This is a genomic window from Amycolatopsis eburnea, assembly GCF_003937945.1.
GTDB lineage: Bacteria > Actinomycetota > Actinomycetes > Mycobacteriales > Pseudonocardiaceae > Amycolatopsis > Amycolatopsis eburnea.
The window spans coordinates 1,074,448-1,092,289 of sequence record NZ_RSEC01000058.1 but is presented as its reverse complement, the minus strand read 5'-3'; the positions used below and the strand labels follow the sequence as shown (position 1 = coordinate 1,092,289).

Below are 17,842 nucleotides of genomic sequence, written 5' to 3'. Positions count from 1 at the left end.
CGTCACTTGGCGGCACCCAGTTCTTCGTCGAGCAGCGCGAACATCTCGTCGGCCGTGGCGCCCGCCAGCTCCGCGCCGGCGTCCGGGCCGGCCGCAACGAGCGTCCGGAGCCGGGTCAGCACGTGCGCCCGCGCGGCGCCGTCGAGGTCGCGCAGGCCGGACTCGAGCGCGTCGAGGTGGCGGTCGAGGCCCGCCGACGGCGTGCCCGACAGCTCGGCCTGCAGGTGCTCGGCCAGCGACGCGGCGGTGGGGTGGTCGAACGCCACCGTCACCGGCAGCTCCAGCCCGGTCGCCGCGGCGAGGCGGTTGCGCAGCTGGACGCCCGCGGCCGAGTCGAAGCCCAGCTCGCGGAACGACCCCGTCGGCTCGACGTCGTCGCCCGAGCCGTGCCCGAGCACAGCCGCCGCAGCGCTCCGAACCAGCTTCACCAGCTCCCGCCGCTGCTCCGCCCCACCCAACCCCGGCACTTTCACGTGAAAGTGATCCGGAGAGGGCTCCTCCGTGTCACTTTCACGTGAAAGTGCCGCTTGGGAGGTGAGCCAGTAGGTGCGGTGGTCGAACGCGTAGGTGGGCAGGTCGATGCGGCGGCCGGTGGGCAGGGCCCAGTCGACGTCGATGCCGCGGACGGCCAGCTCGGCCAATGCCAGCCGGACGCGGTCGAGGCCGCCGTCGCCGCGGCGCAGCGCGCCGGCGACGACCGCGCCCGGTGCCGTCTGCTGCATCCCCAGCGTGAGCACGGGGTGCGGGCTCAGCTCGACGAACGCGGTCCAGCCCTCGGCCAGCGCGGCCCGCAGCGCCGGGTCGAACAGCACCGGCTGACGCAGGTTCGTGAACCAGTACTCCGCGTCCAGCCCGGTGGTGTCGAACACCGACGCGGTCACCGTCGAGACGAACGGGACGTCGGCCGGGCGCGGCCGGATCGGCGCGAGGTCGGCGAGCAGCCGCTCGCGCAGCGAGTCGACCTGCGCGGAGTGGGAGGCGTAGTCCACCGGGATCCGCTTCGCGTGCTCGCCGCACTTCTCGACCAGTTCGTCCAATGCGGACGGTTCGCCGGACACGACGACGGACGCGGCGCCGTTGACCGCGGCGATCGAAAGGCCCGGCGTCAGCAGCTTTTCGACGTCGGCGAGCGGCAGCCGGACCGAAACCATGCCGCCTTGACCGGACAACGCGGCCAGCGCCCGGCTGCGCAGCGCCACCACGCGCGCGCCGTCCGAAAGGGACAGCGCACCCGCGACGCAGGCGGCGGCGATCTCGCCCTGGCTGTGCCCGAGCACCGCCGCGGGCCGCACCCCGTGGGCTTCCCACAGCGCCGCCAGCGACACCATCACGGCCCACAGCGCGGGCTGGACGACGTCGACGCGGTCCAGCTCGTCCCCGCGGCGCAGCACGCGCAGCAGGTCGAAGTCGGTGAACGGCACCAGCGCGGCCGCGCACTCGGCCAGCCGGGCGGCGAACACCGGAGACGTTTCCAGCAGCTCACGGCCCATCCCGGCCCACTGCGATCCCTGGCCGGGGAAGACGAACACCGCGTCCGGCCCGGCGTCCGCGACCCCGGTGACCACAGTGGACGCCTCTTCACCAGCGGCGAGCGCGGCGAGCCCGCGACGGCGGTCGGGGCCGAGCACGACCGCGCGGTGCTCGAACCGGCTGCGCGAAGTCAGCAGCGAGTGGGCGACGTCGAGCGGGTTTTCGTCCACAAGGGACAGCAACCGCGCGGCCTGCCCCCGCAACGCCGTGGCACTCCGGGCGGACAGCACCCACGGCGCGTCGGGGACGTCGGAAGAAGGGGCCACGGGTTCCGCCGCGGGCGCCTCTTCCAGGATCACGTGCGCATTGGTCCCGCTGACCCCGAACGACGACACCCCGGCCCGGCGCGGCCGGTCCCCGGCGGGCCACGGCCGGGGCGACGTGAGCAGCGAAACCGCCCCGGACGTCCAGTCCACGTGCGGCGACAGCTCGTCGGCGTGCAATGTCTTGGGCAGCACGCCGTGCCGCAGCGCCAGGATCATCTTCAGCAGCCCGGCGACGCCGGCCGCGGCCTGGGTGTGCCCGAGGTTCGACTTGACCGACCCGAGCCACAGCGGCTCCGCGCGGTCCTGCCCGTACGCGGCGAGCACGGCCTGCGCCTCGATCGGGTCGCCCAGCGCGGTGCCGGTCCCGTGGGCTTCGACGGCGTCCACATCGGACGGCGTGAGCCGCGCGTCGGCGAGGGCCTGGGCGATGACCCGCTGCTGCGCGGGGCCGTTCGGCGCGGTCAGGCCGTTGGACGCGCCGTCGGAGTTCACCGCCGAGCCGCGCACCACGGCCAGCACCGGGTGCCCGAGGCGGCGGGCGTCGGAAAGCCGTTCCAGCAGCAGGACACCGGCGCCCTCGGCGAACCCGGTGCCGTCGGCGCCCGCGCCGAACGCCTTGCAGCGCCCGTCGGCGGAAAGCCCGCGCTGGCGCGAAAACTCGACGAACACCGACGGGGTCGCGAGCACCGTCGCCCCGCCCGCGAGCGCGAGCGTGCATTCGCCGCGGCGCAGTGCCTGCACCGCCAGGTGCACCGCGACCAGCGACGACGAGCACGCGGTGTCCAGCGTCAGCGCCGGGCCCTCGAAGCCGAACGTGTAGGCGATCCGGCCCGACGCCAGCGAGCCGGACGTGCCCATCAGCACGCGGCCGGCGAGGTCGGCGTCGGCCGCGCCGGTGCCGTAGTCGGCGTACATCGTGCCGGCGAACACGCCGGTCCGGCTGCCGCGCAACGACTTCGGGTCGATGCCCGCGCGTTCGATGGCCTCCCAGGACAGTTCGAGCAGGAGCCGGTGCTGCGGGTCGGTGACCTCGGCGGCGGCCGGGGACATGCCGAAGAACCCGGCGTCGAACGCGCCCGGCTCGGCGAGGAACCCGCCGTGCCGCGTGCTGGAGTGCCCCGGCGCGTCCGGCCGGTGCAGGCTTTCGACGTCCCAGCCGCGGTCGCCGGGGAACTCGGTGATGGCGTCGACGCCGCCGTCGAGCAGCCGCCAGAGGTCCTCGGGCGTCGAGACGCCGCCGGGGTACCGGCAGCCGGTGCCGACGACGGCGATCGGCTCCTCGGCGGCGCGCAGCTTCTCGCGGGCCTGGTGCAGTTCGAGGGTGACCCAGCGGAGGTTCTCCAGCACGCGGTCGTCGTGCTCAGCCATGGTTGCCCAGCTCCTTGGAGATGAAGTCGAGTAGTTCGTCGGCCGAAGCGGTGCGCAGGTGCTGCGCCGGGTCGTCGGGTTCGGGGTCGGGCCGCCGCAGCCGCGCGCCGAGGGCGTCGAGCCGCGCCAGCACCGCGGCGAGCACGGACTCGTCGACGTCGACGAGCGCGTGCTCGAGCCGGTCGACGTGGTCGAGCGCCGCCGGGCGGGCCGGCTCGGTGACCAGCCCGGCTTCGAGGTGCGCGGCGACGGCCGAGGGCGTCGGGTGGTCGAACACCAGCGTCGCGGGCAGCCGGACCCCGGTCGCGGCGGTGAGCCGGTTGCGCAGCTCGACCGCGGTCAGTGAGTCGAACCCGATCTCGGCGAACGGCTGGGCGGGGTCGATCGCGGCCGTCCCCTGGTGCCCGAGCACCGCGGCGACCTCGCCGCGGACCAGGTCGAGCAGCACCTTCGGCAGCTCGGCCGCGGGCACGTCGGCCAGCTCGACCCGCGCTTTCGCCGTCTTGGCCGGAGCGCGGACGAGCCCGCGCAGCAGCGGCGGGACCTCACCGAGCCGGGCCGCCGACGTCTCCAGCCGGACCGGGTACAGCACCGCGTCCCCGGCCGCCCAGGCCGCGTCGAACAGGTCCAGGCCCTGCCGGTTCGACAGCGGCCGCACGCCGGTCCGGCTCAGCCGGCCCAGGTCGGTGCGGTCGAGCCCGCCAGTCATCGTGCTCGCCTCGGCCCACAGGCCCCAGCCCAGGGACGTCGCGGGCAGCCCGCGCGCCCGGCGGTGCCGGGCCAGCGCGTCGAGGTAGGCGTTCGCGGCCGCGTAGTTCGCCTGCCCCGCCGTGCCGAGGGTGCCCGCGACCGACGAGAACAGCACGAAACTGCGCAGTGCCAGGCCCTCGGTCAGCTCGTGCAGGTGCCGGGCCGCGTCGACCTTCGGCCGCAGCACGGTTTCGAGCTGCTCGGCGGTGAGCGCGGTGAACGTCGCGTCGGCCAGGACGCCGGCGGCGTGCACCACCGACGTCAGCGGGCGCTCGGCCGGGATGGCGGCGAGCACCTCGGCGAGCCGGGACCGGTCGGCGGCGTCCGCGGCGACGACTTCGGCGGCCGCGCCCAGCTCGGCCAGCTCGGCGACGAGTTCGGCCGCGCCCTCGGCCGCCGTCCCGCGCCGGCTGAGCAGCAGCAGGTGGCGGGCGCCGTGGGCGAGCACGAGGTGCCGCGCGACGAGCCGCCCGAGCGTGCCGAGTGCGCCGGTGACCAGCACCGTTCCGCCGGGGTCGAGCAGCGGCCCGGCAGCGGCGCGGACGTCCGCCCGGGCGAGCGCCGGGACGTACGCGGTGCCGCCACGCAGGGCGAGCTGCCCCTCGCCGGTGCCGAGCGCGGCGGGCAGGGCGTCCAGCGAACGCGGGTCGTCGTCGACGTCGGCGAGCACGATCCGGCCCGGGTGCTCCGCCTGTGCCGACCGCAGGAGGCCCCACAGCGCGGCGCCCGCGAGGTCGTCCTCGGTCGCGCCGCGGGTCAGCACCACGAGACGGCCGTCCTCGGCCCGGTCCAGCCACTCGCGCACGAGGTCCAGGTGCCGCACGAGGACTTCGCGGACTTCGCCGGGCTCCACGGAGACCACGACGTCGCCCTCGGCGGGCGCGCCGACCTCGATCGGCTGCCACGCGAGCCGGTACAGCGAGTCCGAACCGGCGGCGAGCTGGGCGGGCGAAAAGGGGCGCAGGGTAAGCGCTTCCGCCGTCAGCGCCGGGCGGCCGTCCTCGTCGTCGACCACCAGCGACACCGCGTCGGGACCGGCCGGGGAGAGCCGAGCCCGCAGCGCCCGCGCCCCGGCCGCGTGGGCGGTGACGCCGGACCACGCGAACGGCAGACGGGGAGCGTCGTCGGCGAAGAAGTCCCCGAGCCGGACGGCCTGGGCCGCGGCGTCGAGCAGGGCCGGGTGCACCACGAACGTGCCGGGCTCGGCCGGGCTGATCTCGGCGTAGACGTCGTCGCCGGACCGCCAAGCCCTTGCCAGGCCTTGGAAAGCGGGGCCGTAGTCGAAACCGTATTCGGCCGCGGCGACGTAGAACTTGTCGACGTCGATCTCGGTCCCGGCGGGCGGCCAGGCCAGCGGCGGACGCACGTCGGCGGTCGGGGCGAGCGTGCCCGAGGCGTGCCGCGTCCACGGCCCGTCTTCGGTGCGGGCGAAGATCTTCACGGCGTCGTCGCCGACGGTCACCTGGACGAGCACGGCGCCGTGGCGCGGCAGCACGAGCGGCGCTTCGACGGTCAGCTCCGCCACCGCGGCCCCGGTTTCGCGGGCCGCGTGCAGGGCGAGGTCGAGGAACGCGGTGCCGGGCAGCAGCGGCGTGTCCAGGACGGCGTGGTCGGCGAGCCACGGCATCGCGGCGAGCGAAAGCCGGCCGGTGAACAGCCGGACGTCCGGGTCGGCGAGCCGGGTGGCCGCGGCCAGCAGCGGGTGCCCGGCCGCGTCGAGCCCGAGCCCGTCGACGCCGGCCTGGGCTTCGGTCGCGTCGAGCCAGAACCGTTCGCGCTGGAACGGGTAGGTGGGCAGGGTGGCGAGGTCGCCCGCGGGCAGCGCCCAGTCGACCTCGACGCCGTGGACGTGCGCCTCGCCGAGCGCGGCGAGCACGCGGACCGGGCCGCCGTCGTTGCGCTTGAGCGTGCCGAGCGCGGTGGTGGTCTCGGCGAGGGCGCTGACGAGGACCGGGTGCGGGCTGCACTCGATGAAGACGTCGTGGCCGGACTCGACCAGCTTTTCGGTGGTGCGCGCGAATTCGACGGGACGGCGCAGGTTCCGGTACCAGTACCCGGCGTCGAGGTCGGCCGTGTCGATGGGTTCGCCGGTCACGGTGGAGTGGAACGGGATCTCGCCCGAGCGCGGCCGCACGGGAGCCAGCACGCGGGCCAGCTCGTCTTCGAGGCTTTCCACGTGCGGCGAGTGGGAGGCGTAGTCGACGGCGATCCGCTTGGCCGGGACGTCCGAGGCCAGCAGTTCCTCGAGGGCATCGGCGTCGCCGGACACGACGGTCGAGGCGCCGCCGTTGACCACGGCGACCGCGAGGCCGGGCCACGGCGCGATCAGTTCCCGCGTCCGGTCGACCGGAGCGGCCACGGACACCATGCCGCCGCGTCCGGACAGTGCCAGCAACGCCTTGCTGCGCAACGCGACCACGCGGGCACCGTCCTCAAGGGACAGTCCACCGACGACTACCGCGGCGGCGATCTCGCCCTGCGAGTGCCCCACGACGGCGGCGGGTTCGACCCCGTGCGCCCGCCAGACGGCGGCGAGCGACACCATCATCGCCCACAGCGCGGGCTGGACCACGTCGACCCGCTGGAGCGCTTCGGCGTCGTCGAGGACTTCCAGGAGTTCCCAGTCCACAAAGGAGCGTAGGGCTTCGGCGCACTCGGCCATGCGGGCGGCGAACACCGGAGACGTTTCCAGCAGCTCGCGGCCCATCCCGGCCCACTGCGAGCCCTGGCCGGGGAAGACGAACACGACCCGGCGGTTCGGGCGGGCCAGCCCGGCACCGCTGCCCCGCTCGGCGAGCGCGGTGAGCCCGGCTTTCAAGTCGCCGGTGACGACGGCGCGGTGGTCGAACGCCGACCGCTTGACCAGCGCCCGCGCAACGGCCGCGGGGTCACCGTCCACGAACGGCAGCAAGCGACGAGCCTGCTCACGCAGCGCAGGCTCACTCCGGGCGGAGAGCACCCACGGGACCAAGCGCCCCAATGTGGCGTTGGGTGCATCCAACGCACCGAACGCCACATTGGGTGCGTCTGACGCACCGAACGCCACATTGGGGCGCTCCGGCGACTCCAGGATCACGTGCGCGTTCGTGCCGCTGATGCCGAACGACGACACCGCCGCGCGGCGCGGGCGGGTGACCTCGGGCCAGGCGCGGTTCTCGGTGAGCAGCTCGACCGCGCCCGCCGTCCAGTCGACGTGCGGGGACGGCTCGTCGACGTGCAGCGTCGCCGGCAGCACGCCGTGGCGCATGGCCTGGACCACCTTGACGACCGCACCGACCCCGGCGGCGGCCTGGGTGTGCCCGACGTTCGACTTGAGCGAGCCGAGCCACAGCGGCGTTTCGCGGTCCTGGCCGTACGTTTCGAGCAAGGCCTGCGCCTCGATCGGGTCGCCGAGCGGGGTGCCGGTGCCGTGCGCCTCGACGGCGTCCACATCGGACGGTGTCAGGCCCGCGGTCGCGAGCGCGGCGCGGATCACGCGTTGCTGCGACGGGCCGTTCGGGGCGGTGAGGCCGTTCGAAGCGCCGTCGGAGTTGATCGCGGACCCGCGCAGGACGGCGAGCACCGGGTGCCCGTTGCGGCGCGCGTCGGACAGGCGTTCCAGCAGCAGCATCCCGGCGCCCTCGGCCCAGGCGGTGCCGTCGGCGGCGGCCGCGAACGGCTTGCAGCGGCCGTCCGGGGCGAGCGCGCGCTGGCGGCTGAACTCCACGAAAGAGCCCGGCGTCGCCATCACCGCGACGCCGCCCGCGAGCGCGAGCCCGCATTCACCCTGCCGCAGGGCCTGCGCGGCGAGGTGCAGCGCGACCAGCGAAGACGAGCACGCGGTGTCGACCGTGACGGCCGGGCCTTCGAACCCGAAGGTGTAGGCGACGCGCCCGGAAACGACGCTGCCGGAACCACCGGTGAAGGAGTAGCCCTCGGCTTCCTCGGGCAGCGGGGCCAGGCGCGCGGTGTAGTCGTGGTACATGGCGCCCGCGAAGACGCCAGTCCGGCTCCCGCGCAGGCCCAGCGGGTCGATCCCGGCGTTTTCGAAGGCCTCCCAGGAGGTTTCGAGCAGGAGGCGCTGCTGCGGGTCCATCGCCGTGGCTTCGCGCGGGCTGATGCCGAAGAACTCGGCGTCGAACTGGCCCGCGTCGTACAGGAACCCGCCGCGCGTGGTGTACGTGCGGCCGGGGCGGTCGGGGTCGGCGTCGTACAGCGCCTCGGCGTCCCAGCCGCGGTCAGCCGGGAACTCGCTGATCGCGTCCCGGCCTTCGACGACCAGCTGCCACAGCTCGTCGGGGCTGGTCACGCCGCCGGGGAAGCGGCAGGCCATCCCGACGATGACGACCGGGTCGCCCGCGACCGCGGCCGGCGTGTCGGTCTCCACGGCTTCGCCGGTCCCGGCCAGTTCCGCGTGCAGGCGGTCGATGACCGCGGCCGGGGTCGGGTGGTCGAACAGCAGCGTGGCGGGCAGCCGGAGGCCGGTCGCGGCAGCCAGGCGGTTGCGCAGCTCGACCGAGGTGAGCGAGTCGAAACCGATCTCCTTGAACGCGCGGCCCGGCTCCACCGCGGCCGGGTTCCCCAGCCCGAGCACGGCCGCGACCTCGGCGCGGACGACGTCGGCGAGCCCCTCGGCGGTCACCGTCGCCTTGGCGGCACTCCGGCCGGCACGCGGGCGAACGACACCGCGCAGCAGCGACGGCACCGTGCCCGCGGCACGCAGCCCGCCTTCGTCGATCCGCAGCGGCACCAGCAGCGCATCTCCGGCGCCACGGGCGGTGTCGAACAGATCGAGAGCGTCTACTGTGGACAAAGTACCGACGCCGGCGCGGGACATCCGGGTGCGGTCGGCGGCGGCGAGCCCGCCGCCCATGCCGTCGGCCGTCTCCCACAGGCCCCACGCCAGCGCGGTGGCCGGCAGGCCGTCGGCGCGCCGGTGCGCGGCGAGCGCGTCGAGGAACGCGTTGGCGGCCGCGTAGTTCGCCTGCCCCGCCGTGCCGAGGAGACCGGAAACCGAGGAGAACACCACGAATTCGGTCAGGTCGCCGGTCAGTTCGTGCAGGTTCCAGGCCGCGTCGACCTTGGTGCGCAGGACGTCGTCGAGCTGCCGCGCGGTGAGTGTCCCGATCGGACCGTCGGCGAGCACACCGGCGGCGTGCACGACCGCGGTCACCGGGTGCTCGGCCAGCAACGCGGCCACGGCGTCGCGGTCGGCGACGTCACAGGCGACGAGGGTTACCTTGGGGCCAAGCGCTTCCAGCTCGACGACCAGTTCCCGGGCGCCCTCGGCGGCGGGACCGCGGCGGCTGACCAGCAGCAGGTGCCCGACGCCCTGCCCGGCGAGGCGCCGGGCGAGCGCGCGGCCGAGACCGCCGGTCGCGCCGGTGAGCAGGACGGTGCCGGGCGGCGCCGGGACGGCGTCCGGCACCGTGGCCCGCGCCAGCCGCGGGACGAGCACGACGCCGTCGCGGTAGGCCAGCTCCGGCTCGCCGGTGGCCGCGGCGGCGGCGACTTCCGACGGCGTCAACTCGGTGTCGGTGTCCAGGAGAACGAACCGGCCGGGGTGCTCGGTCTGCGCCGAGCGGACCAGCCCACGCACTCCGGCGTGGGCGAGTTCGCTGGTCACGAAGACGAGCTTCGCGTGCTCGAACCGGGGCTCGGCGAGCCAGCCGCGGATCAGGCCGAGCGCGTGGTTCGTGGCGGTGCGAACCCGCTCCGGCACCGCGCTTGTGCCGGGTTCGGGCCGCACCGCCACGAAGTCGGGGACCTCGCCGATCAGGTCGAGGCCGGTGGCGGGCAGGCAGGTCGCCGTCGTGCCCGGTGCGGGCACCGGCGTCCAGGCGACGCGGTAGAGGTCGTCGCGGGAGACGGTGGCCGTCAGCTGATCGGCCGCGACGGGCCGCAGGGCCAGCGCGCCGACCTCGGCGACCGGGGTGCCCGCGGTGTCCACGATGGACATCCCGCCCGCCGCGGTGTAGCGGACGCGGATCGTGCTCGCACCGGTGGCGTGCAGGCGGACGTCGTGCCAGGAGAACGGGATCCGGCCCGCCTCGACGCCTTCGGGTTCGCCGAACGCGAGGACGTGCAGCGCACCGTCGAGCAGCGCGGGGTGCAGGCCGTAGTCCGCGGCTTCGGCGATGCGGTGCTCCGGCAGGGAAACCTCGGCGAACAGCTCGCCGCCCCGCCGCCAGACCGCGCGCAGGCACTGGAATTCCGGGCCGTAGCCGAAGCCCGCGTCGACGATGCGGTCGTACCGGCCGTCGAGGGCGACCGGCTCGGCGCCTTCCGGCGGCCAGACCGGTTCCGGCGCGGGCACGGCGCCACCGGCGGAGACGTACCCGACGGCGTTGCGGGTCCAGCCCGCGGTCACCGACGGCTGGTCGGGCCGCGACGAGACGGCCACCGCGCGGCGCCCGGTCTCGTCGGGCGCGCCGAGGGATACCTGGACCTGGACGCGGCCGTCCGCAGGCAGGACCAACGGCGTTTCCTGGACCAGTTCGTCGAGCCGGTCGCAGCCCGCCTGGCCGGCGGCGAGCAGCGCGAGTTCCACGAAAGCGCTGCCCGGCAAGAGGTTCGCGCCGAGTACGACGTGGTCGGCCAGCCACGGCTGGGTGCGCACGTTCAGCAGCCCGGTGAACAGGACACCGTCGGTTCCGGCCACCTCGGCGCCGCCGCCGAGCAGCGGGTGTCCGGTCGGGGTGAGGCCCGCGGCCGCGGCGTCGGCACGCAGGGAGCGTGGCGGCAGCCAGAACCGCTGCCGTTCGAAGGGATAGGTCGGCAAGTCCACTGTGGATTCGGCGGGGACGCTGTCGCCGAGCACCGCCAGGGTCGTGTGGACGTCGTCCTGCCCGGCGCGCAGGGTCGGCAGGAAGGTGCCGCTGGGTAGGCAGTCCCGGCCCATCGCGGTCAGCACGGCGTCGGGACCGAGTTCGGCGAACGTGGCGACGCCGGCTTCGGCCAGCCGGGCCACGGTGCCGGCGAAGCGGACGGTGTCGCGGACGTGCCGGACCCAGAAGTCCGCGGTGCCGGGATCGCCGTCGACGACCAGCGGGATGCGGGCCGGGTGGAACGTGACCGACTCGGCGACCTCGCGGAACGCGTCGAGCATGCCGTCCATGGCCGGGGAGTGGAAGGCGTGGCTGACGGTGAGCCGCCGGGTCCGCCGTCCCTGCGTGGCGAAGTGCGTTTCGACCGCCGCGACGGCGGTTTCGTCCCCCGCGACGACGACGGCCATCGGGCCGTTGACCGCGGCCAAGGCGACTCCGAAGGGACGGACCTCGTCCTCGGTCGCTTCGACGGCGGCCATCACCCCGCCGGCGGGCAGGGCGTCCATCAGCGCGCCCCGGGCGGCGACGAGCCGGGCGGCGTCGGCGAGGTCGAGGATCCCGGCGACGTGCGCGGCGGCGAGTTCGCCGATCGAGTGCCCGGCGACGAAGTCCGGCCGGACGCCGTGGTGCGCGAACAACCGGAACAGCGCGACCTCGACGGCGAAAAGCGCGGGCTGGGTGTAGGCGGTGCGGTCGAGGAGGGTGGTGTCGTCGGCGAAGACGACCGTCTTGAGTGGACGGTCCAGGTGCGGGTCGAGCGCGGCGAAGACCTCGTCGAGGGCGGCGGCGAAGACCGGGTCGGCGTCGTACAGCGGTTCGGCCATGCGGGCGCGCTGGGACCCCTGGCCGGTGCAGAGGAACGCCAGCTTGCCGCCCGGGATCCGGACGGCACCGGTCCCGTGCTCGGCCAGCGCTTCGAGCGCGTCGAGGTCACCGGCGGCGACCCCGGCGCGGTACTCGAAGCGGGTGCGGGCGGCGAGGGTCGCCGCCACCCCGTCGAGTGGCAGGTCCGGATGCTTGCGGAGGTGTTCCCGCAGCTCACGGGCCTGCCGCTGGAGCGCGACCGGGGTCTTGGCACTGAGCACCCACGCCGAGCCCAAGCGCCCCAATGTGGCGTTGGTTGCGTCTGACGCACCGAACGCCACATTGGGTGCGCTGGATGCACCGAACGCCACATTGGGGCGCTCCTCGGGGGCCGCTTCCAGGATCGCGTGGGCGTTCGTGCCGCTGATGCCGAACGACGACACAGCCGCTCGCCGGACCCGCTTCCCCGCGGGCCAGGCGACCGGCTCCGTCGCCAGCCGGACCGAACCGGAGGTCCAGTCCACGTGCGGCGTGGGCTCGTCGGCGTGCAGCGTCTTCGGCACGATCCCGTGCCGCAGGGCCAGCACCAGCTTCAGCACGCCGCCGATCCCGGCCGCCGCCTGGGCGTGGCCGATGTTCGACTTCAGCGACCCGAGCAGGACTGGCTCCGGACGGTCCTGGCCGTAGGTGGCCAGCACGGCCGAGGCCTCGATCGGGTCACCGAGGACCGTGCCCGTCCCGTGCGCCTCGACGACGTCCACATCGGACGCCGTCAGCCCGGCGTCCGCCAGTGCCGCGCGGATCACCCGGCGCTGGGCCGGGCCGCTCGGCGCCGTCAAGCCGTTGGACGCGCCGTCCGAGTTCACCGCCGTGCCGCGGACCAGCGCCAGGACCGGGTGGCCGTGGCGGCGAGCGTCGGACAGCCGCTCCAGCAGCACCACGCCGGCGCCTTCCGCCCAGCCGGTGCCTCCCGCGTCGGCCGAGAACGCCCGGCAGCGGCCGTCGGCGGACAGGCCGCCCTGCTTGGCGAACTCGACGAACATCCCCGGCCCGGACAGCACCGCGACCCCGCCCGCGAGCGCCAGCCCGCATTCACCCGCGCGCAGCGACCGCACCGCCAGGTGCAGCGCCACCAGCGACGACGAGCACGCCGTGTCCACCGTGATCGCCGGGCCTTCCAGCCCGAAGACGTGCGCGACGCGGCCGGAGATCAGGCTCGGCGTCGTCCCGGTCAGCAGGTGGCCGTCCTCGGCTTCGTGCAGCCGCGGGCCGTATTCGTGCGAGGTCGCGCCGAGGAAGACGCCGTCGCGGTGGCCGCGGACGGTCTCCGGGCGGATGCCCGCGCGTTCGTAGGCCTCCCACGCCGCCTGCAGCACCAGCCGCTGCTGCGGGTCCATCGCGAGCGCCTCGCGCGGGCTGATGCCGAAGAACGCCGGGTCGAATTCGGCCGCACTGGTCAGGAACCCGCCGTCGCGGACGGCGTCGCTGTCCCAGCCGCGGTCCGACGGCGGCGCGGACACCGCGTCCCGCCCCGAAGCGACCAGTTCCCAGAGGTCTTCGGGCGTCCGGACGTCACCGGGGAACCGGCAGGCCATCGCGACGATGGCGATCGGCTCGTCCGACGCGGCGGCGAAGTCCTCTTCGGACTCGGCCGCGCCGGCCAGGTGCGCGGCCACCGCCTCGGGCGTCGGGTGCTCGAACAGCAGCGTCGCCGGCAACGCGCGGCCGGTCGCCTCGGCGAGCCGGTCGCGCAGCTCGAGGCCGGTCAGCGAGTCGACGCCGAGGTCGCGGAAGCTCCGCGCGGGGTCGACGTCGGCCGCGGACGCGTACTCCAGCACCGCCGCGACCTCGGCGCGGACCAGGTCGAGTGGAGCGAGCGGGTCCCCGGCTCCGCGGTCGGGGACCCGCTCGGTGACCGGGCCGGCGGTCAGGATGTCCCGCCGGTCCGGTAGCCAGTAGCTCGCGCGCTGGAAGGGGTACGTCGGCAGCTCGACGCGGTTCCCGTGCCAGGGCGCGAAAATCGCCGCCCAATCCACCTCGCGGCCGGTGACGTGCAACGCGGCCAGCGCACGCAGGAACGCGGCGGTCTCGGACCGGGCGCCGCGCTGGGCCGGGACGGCACTGGCGGCCGCGGCGGTCGCGCGGACCTGCTCGGTCAGCACCCCGGCCGGGCCGATCTCGACGAAGTCCGTGACCCCGGCGGCTTCGAGCGTCCGGACGCCGTCGGCGAACCGGACGGCTTCCCGCGCGTGCCGGACCCAGTACCCGGGCGTGCCCAGTTCCGCCGTCGCGAGCCGGCCGGTCACGTTCGAGACCACCGGGATCCGGGCGTCCGCATAGGACAGTCCACCCGCGACTCGTTCGAACTCGGCCAGCATCGGCTCGATCCGGGCGGAGTGGAAGGCGTGGCTGACGGTGAGCCGCTTGGTGCGGTGCCCGCGCGCGGCCAGCTCCGCCGCGGCGGCGAGGACGGCGTCTTCGTCACCGGACAGCACGACGGCCGACGGCCCGTTCACCGCAGCGAGCGAAACGCGCTCAGGCAGCAGCCGCCGGACGTCGGCTTCGGTCGCTTCGACCGCGACCATCGCGCCGCCGGCGGGCAGCGCCTGCATGAGCGCGCCACGCGCGGCGACCAGCCGGCCGGCGTCGGCCAGCGAGAACACCCCGGCGACGTGCGCGGCGGCCAGCTCGCCGACCGAGTGCCCGGCGACGAAGCCCGGCCGCACCCCCGCGGCCTCGAACAGCCGGAACAGCGCCACTTCGAAGGCGAACAGCGCGGCCTGGGTGTAGCCGGTCCGGTCGACGGCGTCGTCGAGGACGACTTCCGCCAAGGGCCGGTCGAGCAGGCCGTCGAAGGCCGCGCAGGTCTCGGCGAAGGCCGCCGCGAACGCCGGGAAGGCCTCGGCCAGCTCCCGGCCCATCCCGGCCCGCTGGCTGCCCTGCCCGCTGAACAGGAAGGCGAGCGCTCCCCGGTCCGAGACGCGGCCGCGGACGACCTCGTGGGCGCTGCCACCATCGGAAAGCCGGCCCAGCCCGTTCAGCAGCGCCGCGCGGTCGCGGCCGACGACGACGGCCCGGTGTTCGTGGTGCCTGCGGGTGGTGGCGAGGGAGAACGCGGTGTCGACCGCGTCCACTTCGGACATCTCCCGAAGCCGGGCCGCCTGGTCCCGCAGCGCTTCCGGCGTGCGGGCGGAAAGCAGGAACGGCAACGCGGGCGGGACGTCCGGGGTCGTGCTCTCCCGCGCGGGCGGCTCCTGCACGACGAGGTGGCAGTTGGTCCCGCCCATGCCGAACGACGACACCCCGGCCACGAGCGGACGGCCGGGCTCCGGCCAGTCCGACAACGCCGTCTGGACCCGCAAACCCAGTTCCGCCAGCGGCATCGCCGACGTCTCGAAACCCGGCGTCGGCGGCAGTTCCCGGTGCCGCAGCGCGAGGACCACCTTGACCAGCCCGGTGATCCCGGCCGCGGCTTCGGTGTGCCCGACGTTCGCCTTCGCCGACCCGACGGCCAGCGGCGCGTCCGGGCGGCCGAGGACCCGGCCCAGCGCGGCGGCCTCGACGGGGTCGCCCGCCTTGGTGCCGGTGCCGTGCAGCTCGACGTACTGGACCGCGCGCGGGTCCAGGCCTTCGTAGGCCCGCCGCAGGACTTCGGCCTGCCCCTCGGCGTCCGGCGCGGTGAGACCGGCGCCGCCACCGTCGTTGCCGACCGCGCCGCCGAGGATCACCGCGTGCACCAGGTCGCCGTCGGCGAGCGCGCGGTCGAGGGGCTTGAGGACGACGGCCGCGCCGCCCTCGCCGCGCACGAACCCGTTGGCCCGCGCGTCGAAGACGTGGGCGGTGCCGTCGGGCGACAGCCCGCCGAAGCGCTCGGCGAGGAGCGCGTTCTCGGGCACGAGGTTGAGGTGCACGCCGCCGGCCAGCGCGACCGCGCATTCCCCGCGCCGCAGGCTTTCCACCGCCTGGTGCACCGCGACCAGCGACGACGACTGTCCGGAGTCGACGGTGAAGCTGGGCCCGCGCAGGCCCAGCGCGTAGGAGACGCGGTTGGCGATCAGGCCGCGGCGCACCCCGGCCATGGAGTGCCGGGTGACGGCGTCCGCGCCGGCGCGGTCGAGGAGGGTGGCGTAGTCGTCGGAGGCGGCGCCGAGGAAGACACCGGTCCGCGGCCCCGGCACGAGACCGGCGTTTTCCACGGCCTCCCAAGCCAGTTCGAGCATCAGCCGCTGCTGCGGGTCGATCGCGGCGGCTTCCCGCGGCGAGATCCCGAAGAAGGCCGGGTCGAAGTCCGCGACGCGATCGAGGTACGCCGCCGGCGGCGCGCCCGGGGAGGTGGCGCGGCCGGCGGGCGGTGCCCCGATCGCGCTGCGGCCTTCGCGGAGCAGGGCCCAGAACCCGGCGGGGTCCCCGGCCGAGGGCAGCCGGCAGGACAGGCCGACGATCGCGATCCCGTCCGGCATGGACCCTCCTCACGGTTTTCTTGCGGTACCCCGAAAAGCTAGAAGGGACGGCTTCTGCTTCGCTTCCACCGGCTTCCCCGGCCCTGAAAGTCACCGGCCGCGACGGAAGCGACGCGATACGTGGTGCCCCGCGGGCACGAAGAAGGGGACTGCCCTGGCGGACAGTCCCCTTCGGTACCACGGGTTTCAGGCGCCGGGCGGTGGCGGCACGGTCGCCCAGAAGTCGCACTGGCTGCGGGTGGCGAGGTCGATCTTCTGGTTGCCACCGGCGGAAGCGAGGTCCAGGGACAGCGTGTCACGCGCCGTTCCGGTGCTGAAGCGCGGCCACGCGGGCAGGCCGTAGGCGTTCGGGTCGCCGGTGCGGGCGAACGTCGACCAGTACTTCACCATCTGGTCGGAGAGCGCTTGCTGCGCCGCGTTCAGCGTCGCGCCGGTGAACTTCGGGAACAGGTAGTTCAGTTCCGAACCGTGCTCGGCACCCTCGTCGAAGCTGGGAATGTCGACCACCGGCGGCGCCGTGCGGTCGGAGAACTGGTAGACGAACAGCTTGGCCTGCCCGGCGATCGCGGCCCGGTACGCCGTGACGTGCTGGCAGGTGGCGAGCTGGTCGTCCCCGGCGTCGCTGAGCACCTGCGACAGCGCGAGACCCGGCGTCGGGTAGGCGGACGCGGGGTACTTCGCCAGGACGCGGTCGGCGTCCACGCCGAAGGTGTTCCGGATGATCTGCGGGTAGGACTCGGCGGTGACCGGGTTGCCCGAGGCGTCGTACTGGATGCTGACGATCATCCGCATCTCGTCGCGGTTGTTGCCCCACAGCATCGGCACGCGGTTGAACTTGCCCTGCCGGAAGGCGTCGATCGGCTGCAGCGGTTGTTCGCTGCCGCCGACCACGGGCCCCTGCGGCAACGGCGGCCACGCCTGCATCAGCGCCTTGACGTCGGTCTTGCCGCGCAGGCAGTCCGCGGCCGCGGCGGCGTCGGCGCAGCCGAACTGCGTGGCCACGGTCGTGCCCATGGTCTCGGCGGCGTCCTTGGTGAGCAGCGGGGAGCCGCAGCTGTAGGTCTCGCCGATCGCGCGCTGGAACAACCCGGCCGAGGCCGGCGAGGCGAGGTGGATGCACGCGGCACCGGCGCCGGCGGACTGGCCGCCGATGGTGATGTTGCCGGGGTTGCCGCCAAAGCCGGCGATGTTGCGCTGCACCCACTTCAGCGACGCGCGCTGGTCCTGGATGCCGAAGTTGCCGGACTGCACGCCGGGCGTCTCGCCGTCGAGGGACGGCAGCGCGAGGAAGCCCAGCACGCCGACCCGGTAGTTGACGGTGACGACCACGACGTCGCCCTGCACGGCCAGGCGGGCGGCGTCGTAGGTGCTGCTGGTGCCGTTCTGGAACCCGCCGCCGTAGAACCACACGACGACCGGCTTGACCCCGGACGTCTTCGGCGCGAAGACGTTGAGGTAGAGGCAGTTCTCCTCGTAGGACTCGATGATCCCGCCGAGCCCGCCGAGCTGCGCGCACTGGCTGCGGAAGTTCGTGGCGTCGAGGACGCCGTCCCACGCCTTCGCGGGCTGCGGCGCCCGCCAGCGCAGCGGCCCGACCGGCGGGGCGGCGTAGGGCACGCCCTTGAACGTCACCAGGTCGGTGGCCGCGGTCCCGCGGACCACACCGGTCTCGGTGAGCGCCAGCTCGCCGACGTACTTCGCCTCGGCGGCGGCCGCCGGTGCGGCGACCCCCGGCACCACGAGCGCCACCACGGCACCGGCCGCGGCGATGGCTCTACCCCATCTCATCAAAAGCTCCGAAGTTCTCTCGCCGGCAAGGACGAACCGGACGCTAAGCGCGCCCACTTCCATTCCGCTT

At 74.7% G+C, this 17,842-nt stretch carries 3 protein-coding genes; all 3 read right to left on the bottom strand.

From position 1 onward, the window contains the following. Positions 1 to 2 precede the first annotated feature (2 nt). Positions 3 to 3,164, bottom strand: a complete 3,162-nt coding sequence (locus tag EIY87_RS30555) for a type I polyketide synthase (protein ID WP_125313273.1) — start codon at positions 3,162 to 3,164, stop codon at positions 3 to 5. Continuing rightward, the gene (locus tag EIY87_RS30550; protein WP_125313272.1) at positions 3,157 to 15,984 is read right to left on the bottom strand and encodes a type I polyketide synthase; all 12,828 of its coding nucleotides are present in this window, start codon (positions 15,982 to 15,984) and stop codon (positions 3,157 to 3,159) included. Before EIY87_RS30550 ends, EIY87_RS30555 begins: the two co-directional genes overlap by 8 nt. A gap of 186 nt (positions 15,985 to 16,170) precedes the next feature. Then, on the bottom strand, positions 16,171 to 17,772 hold the full coding sequence (locus EIY87_RS30545) for a carboxylesterase/lipase family protein (protein ID WP_158641381.1): 1,602 nt from the start codon (positions 17,770 to 17,772) through the stop codon (positions 16,171 to 16,173). Positions 17,773 to 17,842 lie beyond the last annotated feature (70 nt).

Excerpts from the sequence above, each read along its gene's own strand:
- EIY87_RS30550 (WP_125313272.1), bottom strand. The coding sequence starts at position 15,984 with ATGCCGGACGGGATCGCGATCGTCGGCCTGTCCTGCCGGCTGCCCTCG.
- EIY87_RS30555 (WP_125313273.1), bottom strand. The coding sequence starts at position 3,164 with ATGGCTGAGCACGACGACCGCGTGCTGGAGAACCTCCGCTGGGTCACC.
- EIY87_RS30545 (WP_158641381.1), bottom strand. The coding sequence starts at position 17,772 with ATGAGATGGGGTAGAGCCATCGCCGCGGCCGGTGCCGTGGTGGCGCTC.